Source organism: Variovorax fucosicus (genome assembly GCF_030316825.1).
Classification (GTDB): domain Bacteria; phylum Pseudomonadota; class Gammaproteobacteria; order Burkholderiales; family Burkholderiaceae_C; genus Variovorax; species Variovorax fucosicus.
The window spans coordinates 331,999-351,494 of record NZ_JASZYU010000004.1 but is presented as its reverse complement, the minus strand read 5'-3'; the positions used below and the strand labels follow the sequence as shown (position 1 = coordinate 351,494).

General features: G+C 67.5%; 17 protein-coding genes. 7 read left to right on the top strand and 10 right to left on the bottom strand.

The genetic code is table 11. From position 1 onward, the window contains the following. Positions 1-4: 4 nt before the first annotated feature. The 6 genes from QTI05_RS23835 to QTI05_RS23810 all read right to left on the bottom strand — a co-directional run bounded on the left by QTI05_RS23835 (position 5) and on the right by QTI05_RS23810 (position 7,146). Complete coding sequence (locus QTI05_RS23835) at positions 5-985, bottom strand: branched-chain amino acid ABC transporter permease (protein WP_286619913.1); 981 nt, start codon at positions 983-985, stop codon at positions 5-7. Beyond that, positions 982-1,716, bottom strand: a complete 735-nt coding sequence (locus QTI05_RS23830) for an ABC transporter ATP-binding protein (RefSeq protein ID WP_286619910.1) — start codon at positions 1,714-1,716, stop codon at positions 982-984. The genes QTI05_RS23835 and QTI05_RS23830 overlap by 4 nt, the downstream gene beginning before the upstream one ends. Continuing rightward, positions 1,713-2,477: an ABC transporter ATP-binding protein gene (locus tag QTI05_RS23825; RefSeq protein ID WP_286619908.1), complete on the bottom strand. Its 765-nt coding sequence runs from the start codon at positions 2,475-2,477 to the stop codon at positions 1,713-1,715. The genes QTI05_RS23830 and QTI05_RS23825 overlap by 4 nt, the downstream gene beginning before the upstream one ends. Before the next feature lie 47 nt (positions 2,478-2,524). Further along, positions 2,525-3,979, bottom strand: a complete 1,455-nt coding sequence (locus QTI05_RS23820) for an extracellular catalytic domain type 2 short-chain-length polyhydroxyalkanoate depolymerase (protein WP_286619906.1) — start codon at positions 3,977-3,979, stop codon at positions 2,525-2,527. Between the two features lie 262 nt (positions 3,980-4,241). Further along, positions 4,242-5,429: a substrate-binding domain-containing protein gene (locus QTI05_RS23815; RefSeq protein ID WP_286619904.1), complete on the bottom strand. Its 1,188-nt coding sequence runs from the start codon at positions 5,427-5,429 to the stop codon at positions 4,242-4,244. Positions 5,430-5,613: 184 nt separating this feature from the next. Further along, the gene (locus QTI05_RS23810) at positions 5,614-7,146 is read right to left on the bottom strand and encodes a sigma-54 interaction domain-containing protein (RefSeq protein WP_286619902.1); all 1,533 of its coding nucleotides are present in this window, start codon (positions 7,144-7,146) and stop codon (positions 5,614-5,616) included. Positions 7,147-7,233: 87 nt separating this feature from the next. Here QTI05_RS23810 and QTI05_RS23805 point away from each other — a divergent pair, with 87 nt between their 5' ends. The 6 genes from QTI05_RS23805 (at position 7,234) to QTI05_RS23780 (ending at position 14,467) form a co-directional block, all read left to right on the top strand. Then, positions 7,234-7,431: a type II toxin-antitoxin system VapB family antitoxin gene (locus QTI05_RS23805; RefSeq protein ID WP_286619899.1), complete on the top strand. Its 198-nt coding sequence runs from the start codon at positions 7,234-7,236 to the stop codon at positions 7,429-7,431. Continuing rightward, positions 7,428-7,799: a type II toxin-antitoxin system VapC family toxin gene (locus QTI05_RS23800; RefSeq protein ID WP_286619897.1), complete on the top strand. Its 372-nt coding sequence runs from the start codon at positions 7,428-7,430 to the stop codon at positions 7,797-7,799. Before QTI05_RS23805 ends, QTI05_RS23800 begins: the two co-directional genes overlap by 4 nt. Before the next feature lie 91 nt (positions 7,800-7,890). Then, complete coding sequence (locus QTI05_RS23795; protein WP_286619895.1) at positions 7,891-8,649, top strand: CerR family C-terminal domain-containing protein; 759 nt, start codon at positions 7,891-7,893, stop codon at positions 8,647-8,649. Beyond that, entirely contained in the window at positions 8,646-10,181 is a 1,536-nt protein-coding gene (locus QTI05_RS23790) for an efflux transporter outer membrane subunit (RefSeq protein WP_286619893.1), read from the top strand. The genes QTI05_RS23795 and QTI05_RS23790 overlap by 4 nt, the downstream gene beginning before the upstream one ends. Further along, positions 10,178-11,347: an efflux RND transporter periplasmic adaptor subunit gene (locus tag QTI05_RS23785; RefSeq protein ID WP_286619892.1), complete on the top strand. Its 1,170-nt coding sequence runs from the start codon at positions 10,178-10,180 to the stop codon at positions 11,345-11,347. Before QTI05_RS23790 ends, QTI05_RS23785 begins: the two co-directional genes overlap by 4 nt. Before the next feature lie 12 nt (positions 11,348-11,359). Continuing rightward, the gene (locus QTI05_RS23780; RefSeq protein ID WP_286619891.1) at positions 11,360-14,467 is read left to right on the top strand and encodes an efflux RND transporter permease subunit; all 3,108 of its coding nucleotides are present in this window, start codon (positions 11,360-11,362) and stop codon (positions 14,465-14,467) included. Between the two features lie 40 nt (positions 14,468-14,507). Here QTI05_RS23780 and QTI05_RS23775 read toward each other — a convergent pair whose 3' ends face one another. Beyond that, complete coding sequence (locus QTI05_RS23775) at positions 14,508-15,707, bottom strand: glutamate carboxypeptidase (protein WP_286543636.1); 1,200 nt, start codon at positions 15,705-15,707, stop codon at positions 14,508-14,510. Between the two features lie 179 nt (positions 15,708-15,886). Between QTI05_RS23775 and QTI05_RS23770 the strand changes: the two genes are divergently transcribed. Beyond that, positions 15,887-16,249, top strand: a complete 363-nt coding sequence (locus tag QTI05_RS23770; protein WP_286619890.1) for a hypothetical protein — start codon at positions 15,887-15,889, stop codon at positions 16,247-16,249. A 22-nt stretch (positions 16,250-16,271) separates the two neighbouring features. On the opposite strand, the gene QTI05_RS23765 is transcribed toward QTI05_RS23770, so the two are convergent. The 3 genes from QTI05_RS23765 to QTI05_RS23755 all read right to left on the bottom strand — a co-directional run bounded on the left by QTI05_RS23765 (position 16,272) and on the right by QTI05_RS23755 (position 19,420). Continuing rightward, positions 16,272-17,795 (bottom strand): tripartite tricarboxylate transporter permease, encoded by a 1,524-nt coding sequence (locus QTI05_RS23765; RefSeq protein ID WP_286543203.1) that lies wholly within the window; start codon positions 17,793-17,795, stop codon positions 16,272-16,274. Positions 17,796-17,807: 12 nt separating this feature from the next. Then, positions 17,808-18,365 (bottom strand): tripartite tricarboxylate transporter TctB family protein, encoded by a 558-nt coding sequence (locus QTI05_RS23760; protein WP_286619888.1) that lies wholly within the window; start codon positions 18,363-18,365, stop codon positions 17,808-17,810. Between the two features lie 95 nt (positions 18,366-18,460). Then, positions 18,461-19,420 (bottom strand): tripartite tricarboxylate transporter substrate binding protein, encoded by a 960-nt coding sequence (locus tag QTI05_RS23755; protein WP_286543201.1) that lies wholly within the window; start codon positions 19,418-19,420, stop codon positions 18,461-18,463. Positions 19,421-19,496: the final 76 nt, after the last annotated feature.

The following is a 19,496-nucleotide window of genomic DNA, read 5'->3' as shown; positions in this document are numbered from 1 at the left end:
TTCATCAACGGTTCGTGACCGGGTACACGCCCTGCGGCCGCCACAGCAGCACGGCCACCATCAGGAAAATGCTCGCGAACTGCGTGAGCGTGGGCACGAGAAACCCGATGTAGTTGGTCATGAGACCCACCAGCAGCGCGCCAATGAGCGCCCCGCCGGTCGAGCCCAGCCCGCCGATGATGATCACGATGAAGATCAGCACGTTGACCTGCGCCCCCATCTGCGGCACCAGGTTCTGCTGGAACAACCCCCACATCACGCCTCCGAGGCCCGCCAGCGCACTGCCGACCACGAACACGCCGACAAACAGCCGGCCGATGCGGTAGCCGAGCGACTCGACCATCTCGCGGTCCTGCACGCCGGCGCGGATCAGGAGGCCGATCTTGGTGCGGCCCAGCGTCCATGCGAGCAGGCCGAACACCACGAGGCCGACCACCACCGCGAGCAGCCGGTACTTGCCGATGGCCGCATCGGCCACCAGCACCGAGCCGCGCAAGGCTTCGGGCAAGGGCAGCGGAATCTGCGCCGGGCCCCAGATCACCTTGATGAGCTCCTCGCCGATGATCATGCCGCCCATCGTGATGAGGATCTGCTTCAGGTGCTGGCCGTACACCGGCCGCACGATGAAGCGCTCGAACGCGAGGCCGACAACACCGGCCACCGCCATCGCGACCAGCATCGCCGGGAACACGGCCACCAGGTTGCGCCACAGCTCGCCCGAGCCCGTCCAGTCGCCCATCAGGCCGAGCACGCTGCTGGCCACGAAGGCACCGAGCGCGATGAACACGCCGTGGCCGAAATTGAGCACGTCCATCAGCCCGAACACCAGCGTCAGGCCCGAGGCGATGATGAAGATGATCATGCCCATCGCCAGGCCCGCCACCGTGAGCGTGAGCCAGGTCGAGAACGAGCCGGTGAGCGGCAGCGCGACCAATGCGAGGATGGGAGCGAGAAGCAGCGGCTTCCAGTCGAAGTCGAGTTTCATAGGGCCAGTCCGAGCAGCGATTGCTGCAGTTGCGCATCGGCCGAGAACGCGGCCATGCTGCCGCTGTGCACCACGCGGCCGTTGTCCATCACGGCCACCGTGTCGCCCAGGCGCTGCGCGAAGTTGATGTTCTGTTCCACCAGCAGGATCGTCACGCCGCTTCGCTTCAGTTCGGCGAAGGCGTCGATCATGTTGTTGATCATCACGGGCGCCAGGCCCTTGCTGGGCTCGTCGATGATGAGCAGCTCGCGCGGCTCCACGATGGCGCGCGACACGGCCAGCATCTGCTTCTGCCCGCCCGAGAGCTTGCCGGCCGGGTGGTTCCAGAACTTCTCCACCGCGGGGAAGAGCTTGAAGATCCACTTCAGCCGCGTGTCGTCGATGCCATCGGCATTCTTCGCGCTGCGCGCGGCGAGCAGCATGTTCTCCTTGACCGTGAGGTCGGAGAAGATGCCCATGGTCTCGGGCACGTAGGCAATGCCGAGCGCGGCGATGTCGGGCGTGCGCATGGCCGTGATGTCCCGATCCGGGTCATGGCCGAAGCGCACCCTGCCCTGCGACGCATGCCACAGGCCCATGATGGTTCGCAGCGTGGTCGTCTTGCCGGCGCCGTTGCGCCCGAGCAGCATGGTGAGCTGGCCACGGGGCACGGCGAGGTCGACGCCATGCAGGATGTGATACGCCCCGATGTGCGTGTGCACGCCTTGCAGTTCCAACAGGTTGGCGCTCATGCAGCCTCCTTCGCAATGCCCAGGTAGGCCTCTTGCACCACCGGCGAGGCGATCACCTCGGCCGGCTCGCCGTCGGCCACCAGCGTGCCGTTGTGCAGCACGATGATGCGGTCGGCCAGCTCGCGCACCACGTCCATCTTGTGTTCGACCAGCAGGATGGTCTTGGTCTTGTCCCGCTTCAGCTGGCGGATCAGATCGAGGATGACCGGCGCCTCGGCCGCGTTCATGCCGGCGGTCGGTTCGTCGAACATGAACACCTTGGGCTCCAGCGCCATCAGCAATGCCACTTCGAGCTTGCGCTGGTCGCCGTGCGGCAGGCTCGCCACGGTGGCGTGCTCTTTTGCCTTCAGGTTGATCTGCGCGAGCAGTTCGTCGGCCCGTGCGGTCAGCGCCTTGTGGTCGCTCCAGATGCTCCACAGGTTGAGCCCGCGCCGGTGCGCGCCGTCGCGCGTGGCCTGCACCGCCAGGCGCACGTTCTCCAGCACCGTGAGGTTCGGGAACAGGTTGGTCAGCTGAAACGCCCGGCCCAGGCCCGCGTGCGTGCGCGCCGACGGCGACATGCCCGCGAGCGATTGCCCGTCGAGCAGCACCGTGCCCGCGCTCGCCTTGAGCTGGCCCGAGATCAGGTTGAAGTAGGTGGTCTTGCCCGCACCGTTCGGGCCGACGATGGCCGTCAGCGTGCCCGGCGCGAAGGCGCAGCTCACGTTGTTGACGGCCACGTGCCCGCCGAAGCGGATGGTCAGGTCTCGGGTCTCAAGCATCGTTGGTCATTTGCAAATCAAAAGAAGTAGGTCGACGGCGATCGGCCTCAACAGCTGCCGATCACGTAGTAGCCGGGCCCGGTCTGCTTCAGCGTAGTGTTTACGTAGATGTTCCACAGGCCCATGGCCTGGGCCGAGCCGTAGGCGTAGGTGAAGCCCCACAACGCATAGGCGCGCCCGGCCAGCGTGTGCGCGTAGTTGCTCGCCGTGTAGCAGGTTCCGCCGCCGCCGCTGCCCGCGGTGGTGGCGCCTGTGGCCGCGGTCGACATCGCGCCCTCGACGTTGCTGGCGTTCAGTGCGGTCACCGTCCAGCTGTAGGTCGTGGACGCAGTCAGGCCGCTGTCGGTGTAGCTGGTGCCGGCGACGGGCGTGGCGTTGACCTTGCTGCCGCCGCGATAGACGTTGTAGCCGCTGGCGCCCGCGACGCCGTTCCAGCCGATCACCATGCTGCTGCTGGTCGCGCCCGAGGTGCCCACGCCGGTCGGCGCCGGCAGCGACGAGCCGCCGCCGGAGCCGGTCACGCGATCGACCATGGCCTTGAGCGCCGCCATCTGCGGGCCCGACTTCTTCGCATAGTTCGCGCTGTCGTAGCCCCACCAGTCCCAGCAGCTGTTGGTGGCGGCGGTGCTGGTCTGCGGGTAGATCAGGACGATGTTGTTGGTGTCGGCCCAGCGGTTGTAGCCGGTCTTCTTCACGTACTGGTCGCTCACGTCGGTGTAGTTCTGCTTGCAGCCATGCAGCACCAGGTGCACGCGGCACGACGTCGTCGTGCAGGCCTGCGGCACGTAGATCCAGCCGGTGGCGGCCACGCCGTGGCCGGTGATGAACTCCGACTGGTTGAACTCGGTGAAGCTGCCGCCCAGCGTGCCGTTGTTGCGCGCGTTCAGCGGCCCGTAGAGCTGCTGCAGGATCTCGCCCGCCAGGTCGAAGCCGCAGTTGTTGATGTAGGGCGCGGCGGTGGTGCTGCAGGCGCCGCCATAGTCGTCGGTGACCATCGCATGGCCGGAACCGATGTTGTTCTTGTAGACCGTGTTGGCCGCAGGCACGAAGCTCTGGTAGTAGGTCTTGAGGTCGTCCATCACCGCCTGCTTGACGGTGTTGTCCGAGGTGCCGGAGAACAGGTACACCTTCGAGGCGGTCAGGTTAGACACCGGGTCGATCGCACCGCTGGCAGCCCAGCTGTTGGTGGTGCTCACGAGCGTCGAGACGGGGATGCTGGTGCTGTGCGTCATGCAGCGCCCGGTGGCATTGACCACCGAGCCCTCGGCGCAGTAGAACGGCCCGCCGGCCACGACGCCGGCGCCGCGCTTGAAGGTGGCCGAATAGGCCACGTGCAGTTGCACCGCCATGAAGCCGCCCGCGGACAGGCCGGACACGCTCACCTCTGCCGGGTTGGCGCCCAGCCCCGGCAGCGGCACCGCTGCCGTCGTGACCTGCGCCGCCATCGTCATCGCTACCGCCGCGGCCAATCCCTTCCAGTTTTTCCATCGCATCGCTGCCATCGCTGTCTCCTTCTTTTGTAGGTGTATCGAACGCTTGCTTGCTGACGAATCGACCGTTGGCAGCGCCGCTCTCGCGCCGCAAGGGCGCAAGCTGGCGCTCCGCCCGGCGGCCATCCGGGGCGGGACAGGGAGCTGCGCTTCCTCGGGCGCGGCATGAACCTTCAAGAACACCGCGGAACCGGCTCTGCCGGGCCGCTGGTGTTGCCCCCGGCAGGGGGAAGGCGTGCGCGACACGAAGTGCGCGCAGCCTGGGGGCGAGCCTCTACTTTTTGTTTTTGATGGGGATGTCCATCTCTTCAGGCTTGATCTCGTGGACCAGCTCGGGCACGCCCCACGCGAACGCCGGGTCGACCTTGATCTTGAAGTGGTACATCGACTGCATCGCCTGGTGGTCTTCCTTGCGGAAGGTCATCTTGCCCTTGGGCGTGTCGAAGCTCATGCCTTCCATGGCGGGGATGAGCTTGTTGGCGCTGGCGTCGCCGCCCGTCTTCTTGAGTGCGGTGACGGCAGCCATCGCGGCCGAGAAGCCGCCGGCGGTGAAGAAGTCCGGCGGCGTCTTGAACTGCTGGTAGTGCTGCGCCACCATCGCCTCGTTGACCGGGTTCTTCGGAATGCCGAAGTAGTAGTAGGCCGCGCCTTCCATGCCCGGCAGCGCCTTGTAGGCGGCCATGGCCGGCAAAATGTTGCCGCCGGTGGCGATCTCGATGCCGTAGCGCTTGAGGTCGAGGTCGACGATCTTGAACGGGTTGCCGGCGCCGGCCCACACGATCCAGATGATCTTGCGGCCCGGCTGATCCTTGAGCTTGTCGATCAGGCGTTGCGCGCCGGCCGTGAAGTCGGTGGTCGCGGGCGGCAGGTATTCCTCGTGCGCGAGCTTGGCTTTCTTGATCGCGCTGGCGAAGGCCTTCACGCCATCGCGGCCGAAGGCGTTGTCTTGCGCGAGCGTGGCGACGGTGACGCCCGGCTTGTCGATCGCCACTGCGTTGGAGATCGCGTCCTGCGAGCTGTTGCGGCCGGTGCGGAAGATGTACTTGTTCCACTTGTCGCCGGTGATCGAGTCGGCCACCGCGGGCTCGACGATCAGGATCTTCTTGTACTCCTCGGCCACCGGCAGCATCGCGAGCGCCACGCCCGACGACGTCGGGCCGATTGCCAGCGCGGCCTTGTCATCCGAGTAGGCGGCTGCGAGCAGCGACTTGCCCAGGTCGGGCTTGCCCTGGTCGTCCTTTTCGATCAGCACGATCTTTTTGCCGTTGACCATCATGGTGCCGCCCGTGGCGTACTCCAGACCCATCTGCAGGCCGACCGCGGTCTGCTTGCCGTAGGCCTCGAGCGGGCCGGTCTTGCTGTAGATGTGGGCGATGCGGACTTCGTTGGTTTGCGCGTGGGCCGTAACGGCTGCGGCAATCGTGCTCAGGGCGGCGGCCGCGATGAGGTGGCGACGGATCATGGATGTGTCTCCTGGTTGGAATGACTGAATATTGCACAGTTCATGCCAACCGCCACACTGTTGATTTCAAAGGGATTTCCCTTGTAACTCTATAGTTTTGTGTGGCCTGCAGACGATCTGAATGCCTTTATTTCAGACAGTTGTCTGATTTTTGTTCAGGGTTTTCCAGCGCCTCGCGGGGCACTCAGCCGGTCGTCGTCATCCGGTCGTAGAGGGTCGCGCGCGAGATGCCGAGCAGGCGCGAGGCGGCCAGCTTGTTGCCGCCGGTGGACGCCATCGCCGCGTCGATGGCGCGGCGCTCCAGTTCGGCGATCTGCTCGGCCAGCGGGCGCAGCAGGCTGGTGGCTTCGTCGGCACCGCTGGCCGAAGAAGCGATCGGCTCCGGCGCGGCGATCTTCTCCAGCCCGGTTTCGGCCAGCACGCGCTTGATCTCGTCCGCGTCGATGCGCTGCATGTCGCTGCGCATGCTGAGCTGCTCCAGCACGTTGCGCAGTTCGCGTGTGTTGCCGCGCCAGTGCTGCGCGGCCAACAGCGCCAGCGCGTCGGGCATCAGCTCGGGCGGCGCGTCGCCGCTGCGCAGCGCCATGTCTTCGCTCAGCGCCTCGACCAACGCGGGAATGTCGCCGCGCCGCTCGCGCAGCGGCGGCACGCGCAGCGGCAGCACGTTGAGGCGGTAGTAAAGGTCTTCGCGAAAGCGCCCGTCGCGCACCAGCGCAGCCAGGTCGCGCGAGGTGGCCGCGATCACGCGCGCATCGAAGGGCACGAGCTTGTTGGAGCCTAGCGGCTCGATCTCGCCCTCCTGCAGCGCACGCAGCAGCTTGGCCTGCAGGCCCATCGGCATGTCGCCGATCTCGTCGAGAAACAGCGTTCCGCCGTCGGCCAGCTTGAACTTGCCTTCGCGCCCCTTGCGGTCGGCACCGGTGAAGGCGCCGGGCGCAAAACCGAAGAACTCGGACTCGAGCAGCGTGTCGGGCACGGCCGCGATGTTGAGGCTGACGAACGGCCCGCTGGCTCGCGCCGATGCGGTGTGGATGGCATGCGCCAGCAGTTCCTTGCCGGTGCCCGTTTCGCCCAGCAGCAGCACCGGGCTCGACGACTGCGCCGCGCGCCGCGCATGGCGCTTGACGTCCACCGCCGCCGGGCTGCTGCCGATGAAGCTGGCAAAGGTGTACTTGGCGCGGCGCTGCCCATCGGGCGAGTGCTGCAGCAGCGGGTTGGCGCGCTGTGAGGCCAGCTCGCGCCGCGCGTCGTCCAGGTCGCGCTGCAGCATCGCGAACTTGCTGATGAGCGGCTGCAGCGTGGTCTCGGGATGGTCGAACAGCACGATGCCGATGGCGCCGATCACGTCGCCCAGCACGTAGCCGGCGTCGCCTTCGCGCTCCTCGTGCAGCGGGATGCGGCTGACCACGAAAGTGCCCGCCTTGTTGGTGAGCAGGTCGATCAGGATCGGCTTGCCGGTTTCGAGCACCTGTCGCATCTGCGTGTTGGGAATCACGTCTTCGACCATCTGCCCGAGGAACTGGTCGACCGACGAGAACCCCAGCAACGGCAGAAAGCGCTTGTAGCCCTCGTTCACCCACACGATGCGCCCGCTGCGATCGACCAGGAACATGCCCTGGCTGATGCTGGAGAACAAATGGAACATCGACCGCGCGGCAAGCGCGTGGATGGCGGCGGCGTCGAGGGGGAGCGCAGGGGGTGCGACGGGCGGAGGCATGGCGCATCGTACTGGATTGCTGCACGGCGGCAAGCATCATTTGATGCACATTTTGATGCTACGATGATTGTGCACCAAGGAGCCTGCATGCGCACAACCCTCACCCTCGACGACCAGCTTCTGGATCAAGCCCAGCTCATGACCGGCCTGAAGGAAAAGTCGACGCTGATCCGCGAAGCCCTGAAGGCGCTCATCGAACGCGAGAGCGCCCGAAGGCTTGCGCTGCTCGGCGGCACCGAACCCGAACTCGAAGCCGCGCCACGCCGCAGGGGCGCCAAGGCGTGATCCTGGTCGACACCTCGGTGTGGGTCGACCACCTGCAGCGCGGCAACAAGGCCCTGGCGGACAGCCTTGCGCAAGGCCAGGTGCTCGGGCACCCCTTTGTGGTGGGCGAGCTTGCGCTGGGCAGCCTGAAGCAGCGCGCGAGCGTGCTGGAGGCCCTGCAGTTTCTGCCCGCGGCCACCGTGGCAACCGACACTGAAGTGTTGGGCTTCATTGCCACCCACACCTTGCACGGCATCGGTATTGGCTATGTCGATGCACACCTGCTTGCCGCGGCACGCCTGACACCCGGCACGCGCCTGTGGACGCTCGACAAGCGCCTGCAAGCCGCAGCCCGCCAGCTTGATCTGGCCTTCTCCCTGAATCATTGAATTTCAGCGGCACCCGTACTGGGTGAATAGCCATGCGCTGGATCATGTCAAGTCAATCAATCGATTGATTTATGTGCTCCAATGCGGCGCCATGCCTGCCTTCTTCCCGCCACCCCACCCCACCCGCGCCGACGGCATCGAGGCCCGCAACCGCATCCTTCTTGCCGCCCTCGCGCTGTTCGCCGAAAAAGGCTTCGCCAAGACCTCCACGCGCGAGATCGCGCTGGCGGCCAATGCCAACATCGCGGCCATCAGCTACTACTTCGGCGACAAGGCCGGGCTCTATGCAGCGACCTTCACCGAACCGATGGGCGGCGATCCGCGCGAGCTGACGGCGCGGTTCTCGGCGCCCGGCATTTCGCTGGAAGAGGCGCTGCACATCTTCATGGAGGGGTACCTCGCGCCGCTCAAGAACGGCGAGATCGCGCGGCAGTGCATGCGGCTGCACATGCGCGAAATGGTTGAGCCCACGAGCCAGTGGAGGATCGAGCTGGAGCGCGACATCCAGGCGCCGCACGAGGCGCTGGTGGGCGTGCTGTGCCGGCACCTGCAGGTGCCCAAGGCCGACGACGACATGCACCGGCTCGCGTTCTCGGTGGCGGGCATGGCGATCCAGATGTTCCTTATGCAGGAGGTAATCGACTTCATGCGCCCCTCGCTGCTCCAATCGACGCAGCAAATCGATACATGGACTGACCGGCTGGTCAGTTACGCTCTTGCCGTGGTCGCCTCGGAGGCACAACGCCGAAGCGAAGAGAAAAAGGTTGCGCAGCCCACGAAGCGCGCGTCCTCCAACCCCAAGCGGGCACCTTCGACCCGCAACAAGACAGAGAAGAAGCAAGTCCTATGAGCCTTCGCAGATTCCAGCTGCTGGGTGCAGCCGTTTGTGTGCCATTGGCACTCGGCGCCTGCAGCCTGACGCGGCCGCCCTCGGCGGCGCCCGCCCCCATCCCCGCGCAATGGAACGCGCCGCTGCCGCCGCCGGGCGGCTCGGCCGCCCTGCCCCATGCGGGCTCGCCAGCGGCGCTGGCCGACTGGTGGCGCCAGCTCGACGACCCGCTGCTGGTGGAGCTGATCGAAGCGGCCGAGGCCGCCAGCCCGACGCTCGCGAGCGCGGCGGCGCGCATCGGCGACGCGCGCGCCACCAGCGTGGCCGCAGGTGCCGCGCTGCTGCCGAACCTGACCGGCACGCTGTCAGCCACGCGCAGCAATTCGCAATCGGGCAGTTCGGGCACCGGCACGTCTTCCTCCACGAGCAGCAGCAGCACATCGTCCGCATCGATCCCACCGATGACGACGTTGCAGGCCGGCCTGCAGTCGAGCTGGGAGGTCGACCTGTTCGGCAAGCTGCGCTCGGGGCGCGATGCGGCATCGTTGCGGCTCGCGGGCGCCGATGCCAAGTGGCACCAGGCACGCGTTTCGGTGGCGGCGGACACGGCCAACCTCTACTTCAGCGAACGCGCCTGCGAGCGGCAACTGGCGGTGGCCGAGAACGACACGCGCTCGCGGGCCGAGACGGCGCGGCTCAACGACCTGTCGATGCGCGCCGGCTTCACGGCGCCGGCCGATGCAGCGCTGGCGCGCGCCAGTGCGGCGGATGCCGCGGGCCGGCTCACGCAGCAGCGCGCCACCTGCGCGGTGTCGCGCGCCGGGCTGGTCGCGCTGACCGGCATCGAGGCCCGCGCACTCGAACAAAAGCTGGCCGCCGCGCCGGTCGACCGCGCACTGCCGGCAGTCCAGTCGGTTGCCAGCGTGCCGGCCGAAGCGCTCGCGCAGCGGCCCGACGTGTACTCGGCAGAGCTCGACGTGGCCGCAGCCAGCGCCGATGTCGGCGAGGCCGAGGCGCAGCGCTATCCGCGCCTGTCGCTCACGGGCTCGATCGGCCGTCTGCAGATCCGCACGCAGGGCACCCGCCAGACACTCGACACCTGGAGCGCGGGCCCGGTGTCGCTGACCGTGCCGATCCTCGACGGCGGCGCGTACAAGGCCAATGCCGAGGCAGCCCGCGGGCGCTACGACGAGATGGCATCGATCTACCGCGGCAGCGTGCGCCAGGCGGTGCGCGAGGTCGAGGAAGCGCTGCTCAATCTCGACAGCACGGCCAGCCGCACCGGCGACGCCGACACCGCGGTGCAGAACTACCAGGCCTCGTTCAACGCCACGCAGGCGCGCTACGACAGCGGCCTGGCCAGCCTGTTCGAGCTCGAAGACTCGCGCCGCACGCTGCTCACCGCACAAACGGCGCGCGTGGCGCTGCAGCGCGAACGGGCCGAGGCCTGGGTGGCGCTCTACCGCGCGATGGGCGGCGGCTGGGCCCGGCCCGACGCTGCCGCACCCCTCGCAATGACCCGACAAGAAACGACAACGACCAAGTCGCCATGAACACCAAGATCAAACGCTCTACCCTCGTCATCGCCGCCATCGTGCTGGTGCTCATCGTCGCCGGCGCCTTCTTCGCGATGAAGAAGAAGCCCGACGCAGCCAACGCACCCGCGGCCGCCAAGAAGGCCGGTGCCGCTCCGGCACGGCCAACGCTCACCGTCACCGTGGCGCAGCCCGAGCAGACCGAGCTGACCATGACGCTCGCGGCCAACGGCAACGTGGCCGCCTGGCAGGAGGCCAGCGTGGGCTCCGAGTCGAACGGACTGCGGCTGGCCGAAGTGCGCGTGAACGTGGGCGACGTGGTCAAGCGCGGCCAGGTGCTGGCCACCTTCTCGCCCGAGACCATCAACGCCGACGTGGCACAGGCGAAGGCATCGCTGGCCGAGGCCAGGGCCAACGCGGCCGATGCGGCCGGCAACGCCGCGCGCGCACGCACGCTCGAAAAGACCGGCGCGCTGAGCCAGCAGCAGATCAACCAGTACCAGACCACCGAGCAAACCGCCAAGGCCAAGGTCGAAGCGGCCGAGGCGGTGCTGGCGGCGCAGCAGGTGCGTGGCCGCAACACGCAGGTGCTGGCGCCCGACGACGGCGTGATCTCGTCGCGCACGGCCACGGTCGGCGGCGTGGTCTCGGCCGGCACCGAGCTGTTCAAGCTGATCCGCCAGGGCCGGCTCGAATGGCGCGCCGAAGTCACCTCGGCCGAGCTGGGGCGCGTCGCGGTCGGCACGCCGGTGCTGGTGGTCAGCGCCAGTGGTGCGCAGGTGCAGGGCAAGGTGCGCAGCATCGCACCCACGGTCGACCCGCAGACGCGCGCGGCGCTGGTGTACGTCGATGTGCCGAACGTGCTGCAGAACACCGGCATCAAGGCAGGCATGTTCGCGCGCGGCGACTTCCAGCTGGGCCGCAGCAATGCGTGGACTGTGCCGCAGGCGTCGATCGTGCCGCGAGACGGGTTCAACTTCCTGCTGGTGCTGCAGCCGGACAACCGGGTGACCCAGCTCAAGATCGAGACCGGCCGGCGCGTGGGCGACCGCGTCGAGGTGCTGACGAAGATGCCTGCCAATGCCAGGGTGGTGGTGCAAGGCGCGGGCTTCCTGAACGACGGCGACCTCGTGCGCGTGGTGGACGCCCCGGCGCCGGCCGGCGCCCCCGTCGCGGCCAAGTAAGGAACGCACGCCATGAATGTCTCCGCCTGGTCCATACGCAACCCGATTCCCGCGGTGATGCTGTTCGTGCTGCTCACCTTCGGTGGGCTGCTGTCGTTCAACGCAATGAAGGTGCAGAACTTTCCCGACATCGACCTGCCGACCGTGACGGTGTCGGCCGCGCTGCCGGGCGCCGCGCCTTCGCAGCTCGAAACCGACGTGGCGCGCAAGCTCGAGAATTCGATCGCCACCATCCAGGGCCTGAAGCACATCACGACCAAGGTGCAGGACGGTGCGGCCACGCTGATTGTCGAGTTCCGCCTCGAAAAGCCGGTGCAGGAAGCGGTCGACGACGTGCGCTCCGCGGTGCAGAAGGTGCGCTCCGACCTGCCCGCCGACGTGCGCGACCCGGTCGTCACCAAGCTCGACTTCGCGGCGCAGCCGGTGCTGGCTTTCACCATTGCATCGAACAAGCTCGACCCCGAGGCGCTGAGCTGGTTCGTCGACAACGACATCACCAAGAAGCTGCTCGCACTGCCGGGCGTGGGCGCGGTCAACCGCGTGGGTGGCGTCACGCGCCAGGTGCATGTGGACCTGGATCCGGCCAAGTTGCAGGCGCTGGGCGCGAGCGCGGCCGACATCTCGCGCCAGTTGCGCCAGGTGCAGACCGAAAGCGCCGGCGGCCGCACCGACCTGGGCGGCAGCGAGCAGCCCGTGCGCACGCTGGCCACGGTGCAGTCGGCGGCCGAACTGGCCGACCTGCAGATCGCGCTGTCGGATGGCCGCCGCGTCCGGCTCGACCAGGTCGCCCGCGTGAGCGACACCGTGGCCGAGCCGCGCGCCGCCGCGCTGCTCGACGGCAAGCCGGTGGTCGGCTTCGAAGTGGCGCGCAGCCGCGGCGCGAGCGAGGTCGAGGTGGGCGCCGCAATCCAGAAGGCGCTGGGCGAAATGCGCCTGCAGCACCCCGACATCGCGCTGCATGAAGCCTTCAACTTCGTGACGCCGGTGGAAGAGGAATACAACGGCTCGCTGCACCTGCTGTATGAAGGCGCCATCCTCGCGGTGCTGGTTGTGTGGCTGTTCCTGCGCGACTGGCGCGCGACCTTCGTCACGGCCGTGGCGCTGCCGATGTCGGTGATTCCGGCGTTCATCGGCATGCACCTCTTGGGCTTTTCGGTCAACGTGATTTCGCTGCTGGCGCTGTCGCTGGTGGTCGGGATCCTGGTGGACGACGCGATCGTCGAGGTCGAGAACATCGTGCGGCACCTGCGCATGGGCAAGAGCCCCTACGAAGCCGCAATGGAGGCGGCCGACGAGATCGGGCTGGCGGTGATCGCCACCACCTTCACGCTGATTGCGGTGTTCCTGCCCACGGCCTTCATGAGTGGCGTGGCGGGCAAGTTCTTCAAGCAGTTCGGCTGGACCGCGTCGCTCGCGGTGTTCGCGTCGCTGGTGGTGGCGCGCGTGCTCACGCCGATGATGGCCGCCTACATCCTCAAGCCGCTGGTCACGCAGGAAAAGGAAGCCGGCTGGCTCAGGATCTACATGCGCATGGCCGGCTGGTGCATGAAGCACCGCTTCATGACCATGGTGCTGGCCACGCTGTTCTTCTTCGGCTCGCTCGCGATGATCCCGCTGCTGAAGACCGGCTTCATTCCGCCCGACGACAACTCGCAGACGCAGGTGTACCTGTCGCTCGCGCCGGGCGCCACGCTGGCGCAGACCACGGCCACGGCCGAGGAAACACGCCGGCGCGTGATGGAAGTGCAGCACGTGAAAAGCGTCTACACCACGGTCGGCGGCGGCAGCGCGGGCGGCGACCCGTTCGCCAACTTCGGCACGCCCGAAACGCGCAAGGCCACGCTCACCATCCAGCTCGACGAGCGCGGCGACCGGCCGCGCAAGCAGGTCATCGAGAACCAGATCCGCGCCGCGCTGGAAACGCTGCCGGGCGTGCGCAGCACCGTCGGCCTGGGCGGCTCGGGCGAGAAGTACATCCTGGCGCTGAGCGGTGACGACCCCAACGCGTTGACCACCGCGGCACGCGCGGTGGAACGCGACCTGCGCACCATTCCGGGCCTGGGCAACATCACCTCGACCGCGAGCCTGATCCGGCCCGAGATCGCGGTGCGGCCCGACTTCGCGCGCGCGGCCGACCTCGGCGTCACGAGTTCGGCCATTGCCGAGACGCTGCGCGTCGCCACGCTCGGCGACTACGACGTGTCGCTGCCCAAGCTCAACCTGGCGCAGCGGCAGGTGCCGATCGTGGTGAAGCTGGAGGACTCGGCGCGGCAGGATCTGTCGCTGCTGGAGCGCCTGAGCGTGCCGAGCGCGCGCGGCCCGGTGATGCTGGGCCAGGTGGCCAAGCTCACCATGGAAGGCGGCCCGGCCGTCATCGACCGCTACGACCGCTCGCGCAACGTCAACTTCGAGATCGAGCTGTCGGGCGTGGGCCTGGGCGACGCGAAGGACGCGGCGATGAAGCTGCCCTCCATCACCAACCTGCCGCCCGGCGTGCGCGTGGCCGAGGTAGGCGATGCGGAAGTGATGACCGAGCTGTTCGCAAGCTTCGGCCTGGCAATGCTGACCGGCGTGCTGTGCATCTACATCGTGCTGGTGCTGCTGTTCAAGGACTTCCTGCACCCGGTGACGATCCTGTGCGCGCTGCCGCTGGCACTGGGCGGCGCCTTCGTCGGGCTGCTGGTGGCGCAGAAGGCGCTGTCGATGCCGTCGCTCATCGGGCTGATCATGCTGATGGGCGTGGCGACCAAGAACTCGATCCTGCTGGTGGAGTATGCGATCGTCGCGCGCCGCGACCACGCCATGAGCCGCTGGGACGCGTTGCGCGACGCCTGCCACAAGCGCGCGCGGCCGATCATCATGACCACCATCGCGATGGGCGCCGGCATGCTGCCGATCGCGGTCGGTTTCGGCGCGGCGGATTCGAGCTTCCGCTCGCCGATGGCGGTGGCCGTGATTGGCGGGCTCATCACCTCGACCGTGCTGAGCCTGCTGGTGGTGCCGGCCGTGTTCACCTACATCGACGACATCGAGCACTGGCTGCGGCGCACGGTGCGCAAGCTGCGCGGGCAGCCGGCCGACCCGCACATCGACGACGACCTGAAGACGTCGACCACCTGAGGCCGCGGCGCGGTGCGCGAACCGCGCGGGCCGCGGGGGCTCAAGGCTTCTTGCTGAGCTCCATCACCATGCGGGTCAGCAGATAGAAGCGCGGCACCACGCTGGCGACCTCGGCATATTCCTCGGGCGTGTGGATGCCGCCGCCGACGATGCCGAAGCCGTCGAGCGTGGGCACGCCCTCATCGGCGGCCAGGCTCGCATCGGCGGCGCCGCCGGAACCCTCGATCGTCAGTTTCTTGCCAATCTCCGCGTAGATCGACTCGGCGGTCTTGACCAGGGCCTCGGCCGCGGGCGTACGCGGCATGGGGGGCAGGCCGCGTGACAGCGTGGTCTTGACCTGCGTGTCGGGGATCAGCTTGTTTTGCGAAACACGGGCCAGGTCGCGTTCGATGCGATCGAACTCCTCCCGTGTGGCCGCGCGAACATCACCCTTGGCCGATGCGTTCTCGGGAATCACGTTGGTCGCCCCATTCGCCGTCAGCACCGTGAAGTTGATCGTGGTGAGCTTCTCTGCATCGCCGAGCTTGCCGAGTTGCAAAACCTGGTGGGCCACTTCGGTGGCCGCATTGCGGCCGCTCTCGGGGGCCACGCCGGCGTGTGCGGCCCGCCCTTTCACCTCGACCAGGGCTGTCGCGCCGCCTTTGCGCCACAGCACCAAACCGTCGGCCGGCCGGCCGGGCTCCAGGTTCAGCACCACATCGTGCTGCTTGGCCACACGGCGGATCAGGGCGGAGGTGTCCACCGAGCCGACCTCCTCATTGGTGTCCAGCAGCAGGGTCAGGCGGGCGTAGTCCTTGAAATTCAGCGCTTTCAGGATCTTGATGGCATAGAGGCCGGTGACCACGCCGCCCTTGTTGTCCATCACGCCGGGCCCGTAGGCGCGCCCATCCTTGATGTAGAACGGCTTGTTCTTGGCCGTACCGTCCGGGAACACCGTGTCGATGTGCGCCATCAGTAGGATCTTCCGGGTGCCCGTGCCCTCGAAAGTGGCGGTCACGTTGGTGCCGGGGTGCGGCGTGGCCGGAAAGGTTTCGATCTTCCCGCCGAGCTTTTGCAGTTCTTCGACCACGACGCCGCGCACGCGCTCGAGGCCCGCGGTATTGGCCGAGCCGGAATCGATGTTGACCAGCCGCTCCAGCAGGAGCAGCGCTTCATCCTTGTAGCTCGCAGCGCGGTCATAGACGTCCTTGTTGGGCTCGGCCAGCAGCTGCGACGAACAAACCGCCGCCGCGAACCCCATCGACAGGCCACGCACCCAGCGGGCAGAAGCCCCGCGTCTGTTCCATGCAAACCGCATCATCGGCACCTCATCAAATAAAAGGGGGATCAGTTTAGAAGAGCCGGACGGGGCCTTTGCCTACCACCTGACACAGCCGCTTCGCACACCGCCGAAAGCCCGTGCCCGCACAATGAAAAATCATGAACGCACAACGCCTTCGCACTCTTTTCCTGACCGGCTTGCTGGTGGGTGGCGCGTCGCTGGCCGCCGCACAGCCCGGTTCGGCGCAGCAGCGCTACGACCAGCAGATCGCGCGCTGCAACGACGGCACCCTGCCCGCACCGGCGCGCGAGGCCTGCGTGCGTGCGGCGGGCAATTTGCTGGATCGCGCCGAGGGTGGCCCGCCGCCGGCGGCGGCCGTGACCTCGCGCGACGGCCGCGCCACCGTGGTGGCGCCCGAAGGCACAGTGCCGAGTTCCGGTGGTGCCGATGCGCGGCCCTCGCGCGATGGCCGCGCGATCGTCGTGCCGTCGGCCGAAAGCACCACCACCGCCCCGCGCTAGCCGGCAGCAGCGGTGCTCAGCGTCAGGTGTCGAGTTGCGCGAGCCGCAGCCGCTTGCGCTCGCTCATGCGCTTGGCCAGGCGCGGCAGGATCAGCACGGCGAGAACGATGATGATCAGCGCCAGCGACATCGGGCGCTGCAAGAACACCACCGCACTGCCCTCGCCGATCGACATGGCGTTGCGCAGTTGCGCTTCGGCCAGCGGGCCCAGGATCATGCCGACCACCACCGGCGCGGTCGGAAAGTCGAAGCGCCGCATCGCCACGCCGAGCAGGCCGATGCCGTACAGCAGGAACAGGTCGAACGCGCTCTGGCGCATGCCGTAGGCGCCGACCGTGGCGAAGATCAGGATGCCGGCGTAGAGCTGCGGCTTCGGGATCTTGAGCAGCTTGACCCACAGGCCGACCATCGGCAGGTTCAGCACCAGCAGCATCACGTTGCCGATGTAGAGCGAAGCAATCAGCGCCCACACCAGCGCAGCCGAGGTGGTGAAGAGCTGCGGACCCGGCTGGATGCCGTAGTTCTGGAATGCGCCGAGCAGGATGGCGGTGGTGTTGCTGGTCGGGATGCCGAGCGTGAGCAGCGGGATCAGCGCCGCCGTCACCGTGGCGTTGTTGGCGGCCTCGGGGCCGGCCACGCCCTCGATGGCGCCCTTGGTGCCGAACTCGGCCTTGTCCTCGGGGTTCTTCACCAGCTTCTTTTCCATCGCGTAGCTCAGGAAAGTCGGGATCTCGGTGCCGCCTGCGGGGATGCAGCCGAACGGCGTGCCGATGGCGGTGCCGCGCAGCCAGGCCGGGATCGAGCGCTTCCAGTCGCGCTTTGTCATGTGCACGCGGCTGAGCTTGTTCTGGCCTTCGACCACCTTGCCTTCGTACATCACCGCGTACATGACCTCGGCCACCGCGAACAGGCCGACCGCGACCAGCACGATTTCGATGCCATCGAGCAACTCGGGCACCCCGCCGGTGTAGCGGCCCTGGCCCGAGATCTGGTCGAGCCCGACGCAGCCGGCGGCGAGGCCGACGAACAGCGCCGTCATGCCGCGCAGCGTGCTCTTGCCGAGCACCGCACTCACCGTGGTGAAGGCGAGCAGCATCAGCATGAAGTACTCGGGCGGCCCGAGCTTGACCGCGAACTCGGCCACGAACGGTGCGAACAGCGTGACGATCACGGTGGCGATGCTGCCGGCCACGAACGAGCCGATGGCCGCGGTGGCGAGCGCTGCGCCCGCCCTGCCGCTCTTGGCCATCTTGTTGCCCTCCATGGCCGTCACCATGCTGGCCGTCTCCCCGGGCGTGTTGAGCAGGATCGAGGTGGTGGAGCCGCCGTACATGGCGCCGTAGTAGATGCCCGAGAAGAAGATCATCGAGGCCGTGATCTCGACCTTGGCGGTGATCGGCAGCAGCATCGCCACGGCCACCGCCGGGCCGATGCCGGGGAGCACGCCGACGGCGGTTCCGAGGGCACAGCCGAACAGGCACCAGAGCAGATTGACCGGGGTGATCGCGGTTGCGAACCCGTGCATGAGCGCGTTGAGGATGTCCATGTCAAACGCCTTTCAGAGCCAGCCGGTGGTGGTGAGACCCGGCAGGTTGATGGCCAGGAACTTGGTGAACATCCAGTACACCGGCGCCGAAATCAGCAGCCCGGTAACCAGGTCGATCAACCAGGTGCGCGGCTGGTTCACCGCGGCCTGGCCGGCGGCGCGGCGCAGGCCCTGCACCGCGAGCACATAGCAGAGCGTGCAGCTCAGGATGAACCCGATGACGGTGATCAGCGCGGCGTTCAGCAGCAGGCCGGCCGACAGCCACACGAAGCCCGACCAGTAGGCGGGCTCGGCATCGTCGGCGGGCGCATCCATTTCGCGGAAGCCGCCGGTGCGCGCCTCCCAGATGATCCAGCCCCCACAGATCGTGAGCACGATCGACACCAGCCAGGGCAGGAAGTTGGGGCCGACGCCGCCATAGCCCGCTTCGGACGGGATGCTGATGGCGCCGAAGGCCAGGCCCAGCCCGACCAGCAGCACGCCGACGCCCACCAGCGTCTGGACGCGCACGGCAGCCGGCGAGGCCGGCGGTTGGGGCAATGGCCCGACGGTCAATGAATCGGATTGCATGGTTGCCTCGTTTTCTTCTTGGCTGTGTTGTTATCGGAATGCCGGATGGAAAAAGAGCACGTCGCCGACGTGCTCCGGAGCGAAACGTGCAGGCCTCAGACCATGCCGGACTTGATCATGATCGCGCGCAGACTGGCGAAGTCGTCGTCGACGAACTTGGCGAAAGCCTCGCCGGACAGGACGGCAGGCGTCCAGTCGTTCTTCTTGAGCGAGTCGGCCCACGACGGCGTCTTGAGCGTCGCCAGCACCAGGTCGGTCAGGGCCTTGCGCTGTTCGGGCGTGATGCCCGGTGCGCCGTAGACGCCGCGCCAGTTGCCGATCTCGACATCGATGCCCTGTTCCTTGAGCGTCGGCACGTTGATGCCGGGCAGGCGCTGGGCCGAGGTGACGGCAATGGCGCGCATCTTGCCGTCGGCGATGTACGGTGCGAACTCGCTGTAGCCGCTACCGCCGACCGTGACGTTGCCGCCCAGGATGGCCGCCGTGGCTTCACCGCCGCCACGGAACGCGACGTAATTGATCTTGGATGGGTCGGCGCCGACCTTCTGCGCGATCATGGCCGCGGCGATGTGCTCGGTGGAGCCGCGCGAACCGCCGCCCCACTTGACGCTGCCAGGGTCTTTCTTGAGCTGGGCCACCACGTCGGCCATGGTCTTCATGGGCGAGTTGGCCGGCAGCACGAACACGTTGTACTCCGTGGTCATGCGCGCGATCGGCGTGGCCTGCTCGAGCTTGACCGGCGGCTTGCCGGTGATGATGCCGCCGAGCATCACGGAGCCCATCACCATCAGCGCGTTGGCGTCGCCCTTGGAACCGTTGACGAACTGGGCCAGGCCCAGTGCGCCGGCGGCGCCACCCTTGTTGTCGTAGCTCACGGTGTCGGCCAGCTTGCCGTCCGTCATGGCCTTGCCCAGGGCCCGGCCGGTGGTGTCCCAGCCGCCGCCGGGGTTGGCCGGGATCATCATCTTGACGTTGGCGGCGGCCCAGGCCGACATCGGCAGCGCGCCGGAGGCGGCCAAGGCGGCCAGTGACTTCAGAAAGGTATCGCGACGCATGTATGTGTCTCCAGTGACTAAGAAGCTGATCAGAACCTGAACCCCGCTATCATGCGCCGCCCTGCTGTCAGTTGGC

Excerpts from the sequence above, each read along its gene's own strand:
- QTI05_RS23835 (WP_286619913.1), bottom strand. The coding sequence starts at position 985 with ATGAAACTCGACTTCGACTGGAAGCCGCTGCTTCTCGCTCCCATCCTC.
- QTI05_RS23830 (WP_286619910.1), bottom strand. The coding sequence starts at position 1,716 with ATGAGCGCCAACCTGTTGGAACTGCAAGGCGTGCACACGCACATCGGG.
- QTI05_RS23825 (WP_286619908.1), bottom strand. The coding sequence starts at position 2,477 with ATGCTTGAGACCCGAGACCTGACCATCCGCTTCGGCGGGCACGTGGCC.
- QTI05_RS23820 (WP_286619906.1), bottom strand. The coding sequence starts at position 3,979 with ATGGCAGCGATGCGATGGAAAAACTGGAAGGGATTGGCCGCGGCGGTA.
- QTI05_RS23815 (WP_286619904.1), bottom strand. The coding sequence starts at position 5,429 with ATGATCCGTCGCCACCTCATCGCGGCCGCCGCCCTGAGCACGATTGCC.
- QTI05_RS23810 (WP_286619902.1), bottom strand. The coding sequence starts at position 7,146 with ATGCCTCCGCCCGTCGCACCCCCTGCGCTCCCCCTCGACGCCGCCGCC.
- QTI05_RS23805 (WP_286619899.1), top strand. The coding sequence starts at position 7,234 with ATGCGCACAACCCTCACCCTCGACGACCAGCTTCTGGATCAAGCCCAG.
- QTI05_RS23795 (WP_286619895.1), top strand. The coding sequence starts at position 7,891 with ATGCCTGCCTTCTTCCCGCCACCCCACCCCACCCGCGCCGACGGCATC.
- QTI05_RS23790 (WP_286619893.1), top strand. The coding sequence starts at position 8,646 with ATGAGCCTTCGCAGATTCCAGCTGCTGGGTGCAGCCGTTTGTGTGCCA.
- QTI05_RS23785 (WP_286619892.1), top strand. The coding sequence starts at position 10,178 with ATGAACACCAAGATCAAACGCTCTACCCTCGTCATCGCCGCCATCGTG.
- QTI05_RS23780 (WP_286619891.1), top strand. The coding sequence starts at position 11,360 with ATGAATGTCTCCGCCTGGTCCATACGCAACCCGATTCCCGCGGTGATG.
- QTI05_RS23775 (WP_286543636.1), bottom strand. The coding sequence starts at position 15,707 with ATGGGGTTCGCGGCGGCGGTTTGTTCGTCGCAGCTGCTGGCCGAGCCC.
- QTI05_RS23770 (WP_286619890.1), top strand. The coding sequence starts at position 15,887 with ATGAACGCACAACGCCTTCGCACTCTTTTCCTGACCGGCTTGCTGGTG.
- QTI05_RS23765 (WP_286543203.1), bottom strand. The coding sequence starts at position 17,795 with ATGGACATCCTCAACGCGCTCATGCACGGGTTCGCAACCGCGATCACC.
- QTI05_RS23760 (WP_286619888.1), bottom strand. The coding sequence starts at position 18,365 with ATGCAATCCGATTCATTGACCGTCGGGCCATTGCCCCAACCGCCGGCC.
- QTI05_RS23755 (WP_286543201.1), bottom strand. The coding sequence starts at position 19,420 with ATGCGTCGCGATACCTTTCTGAAGTCACTGGCCGCCTTGGCCGCCTCC.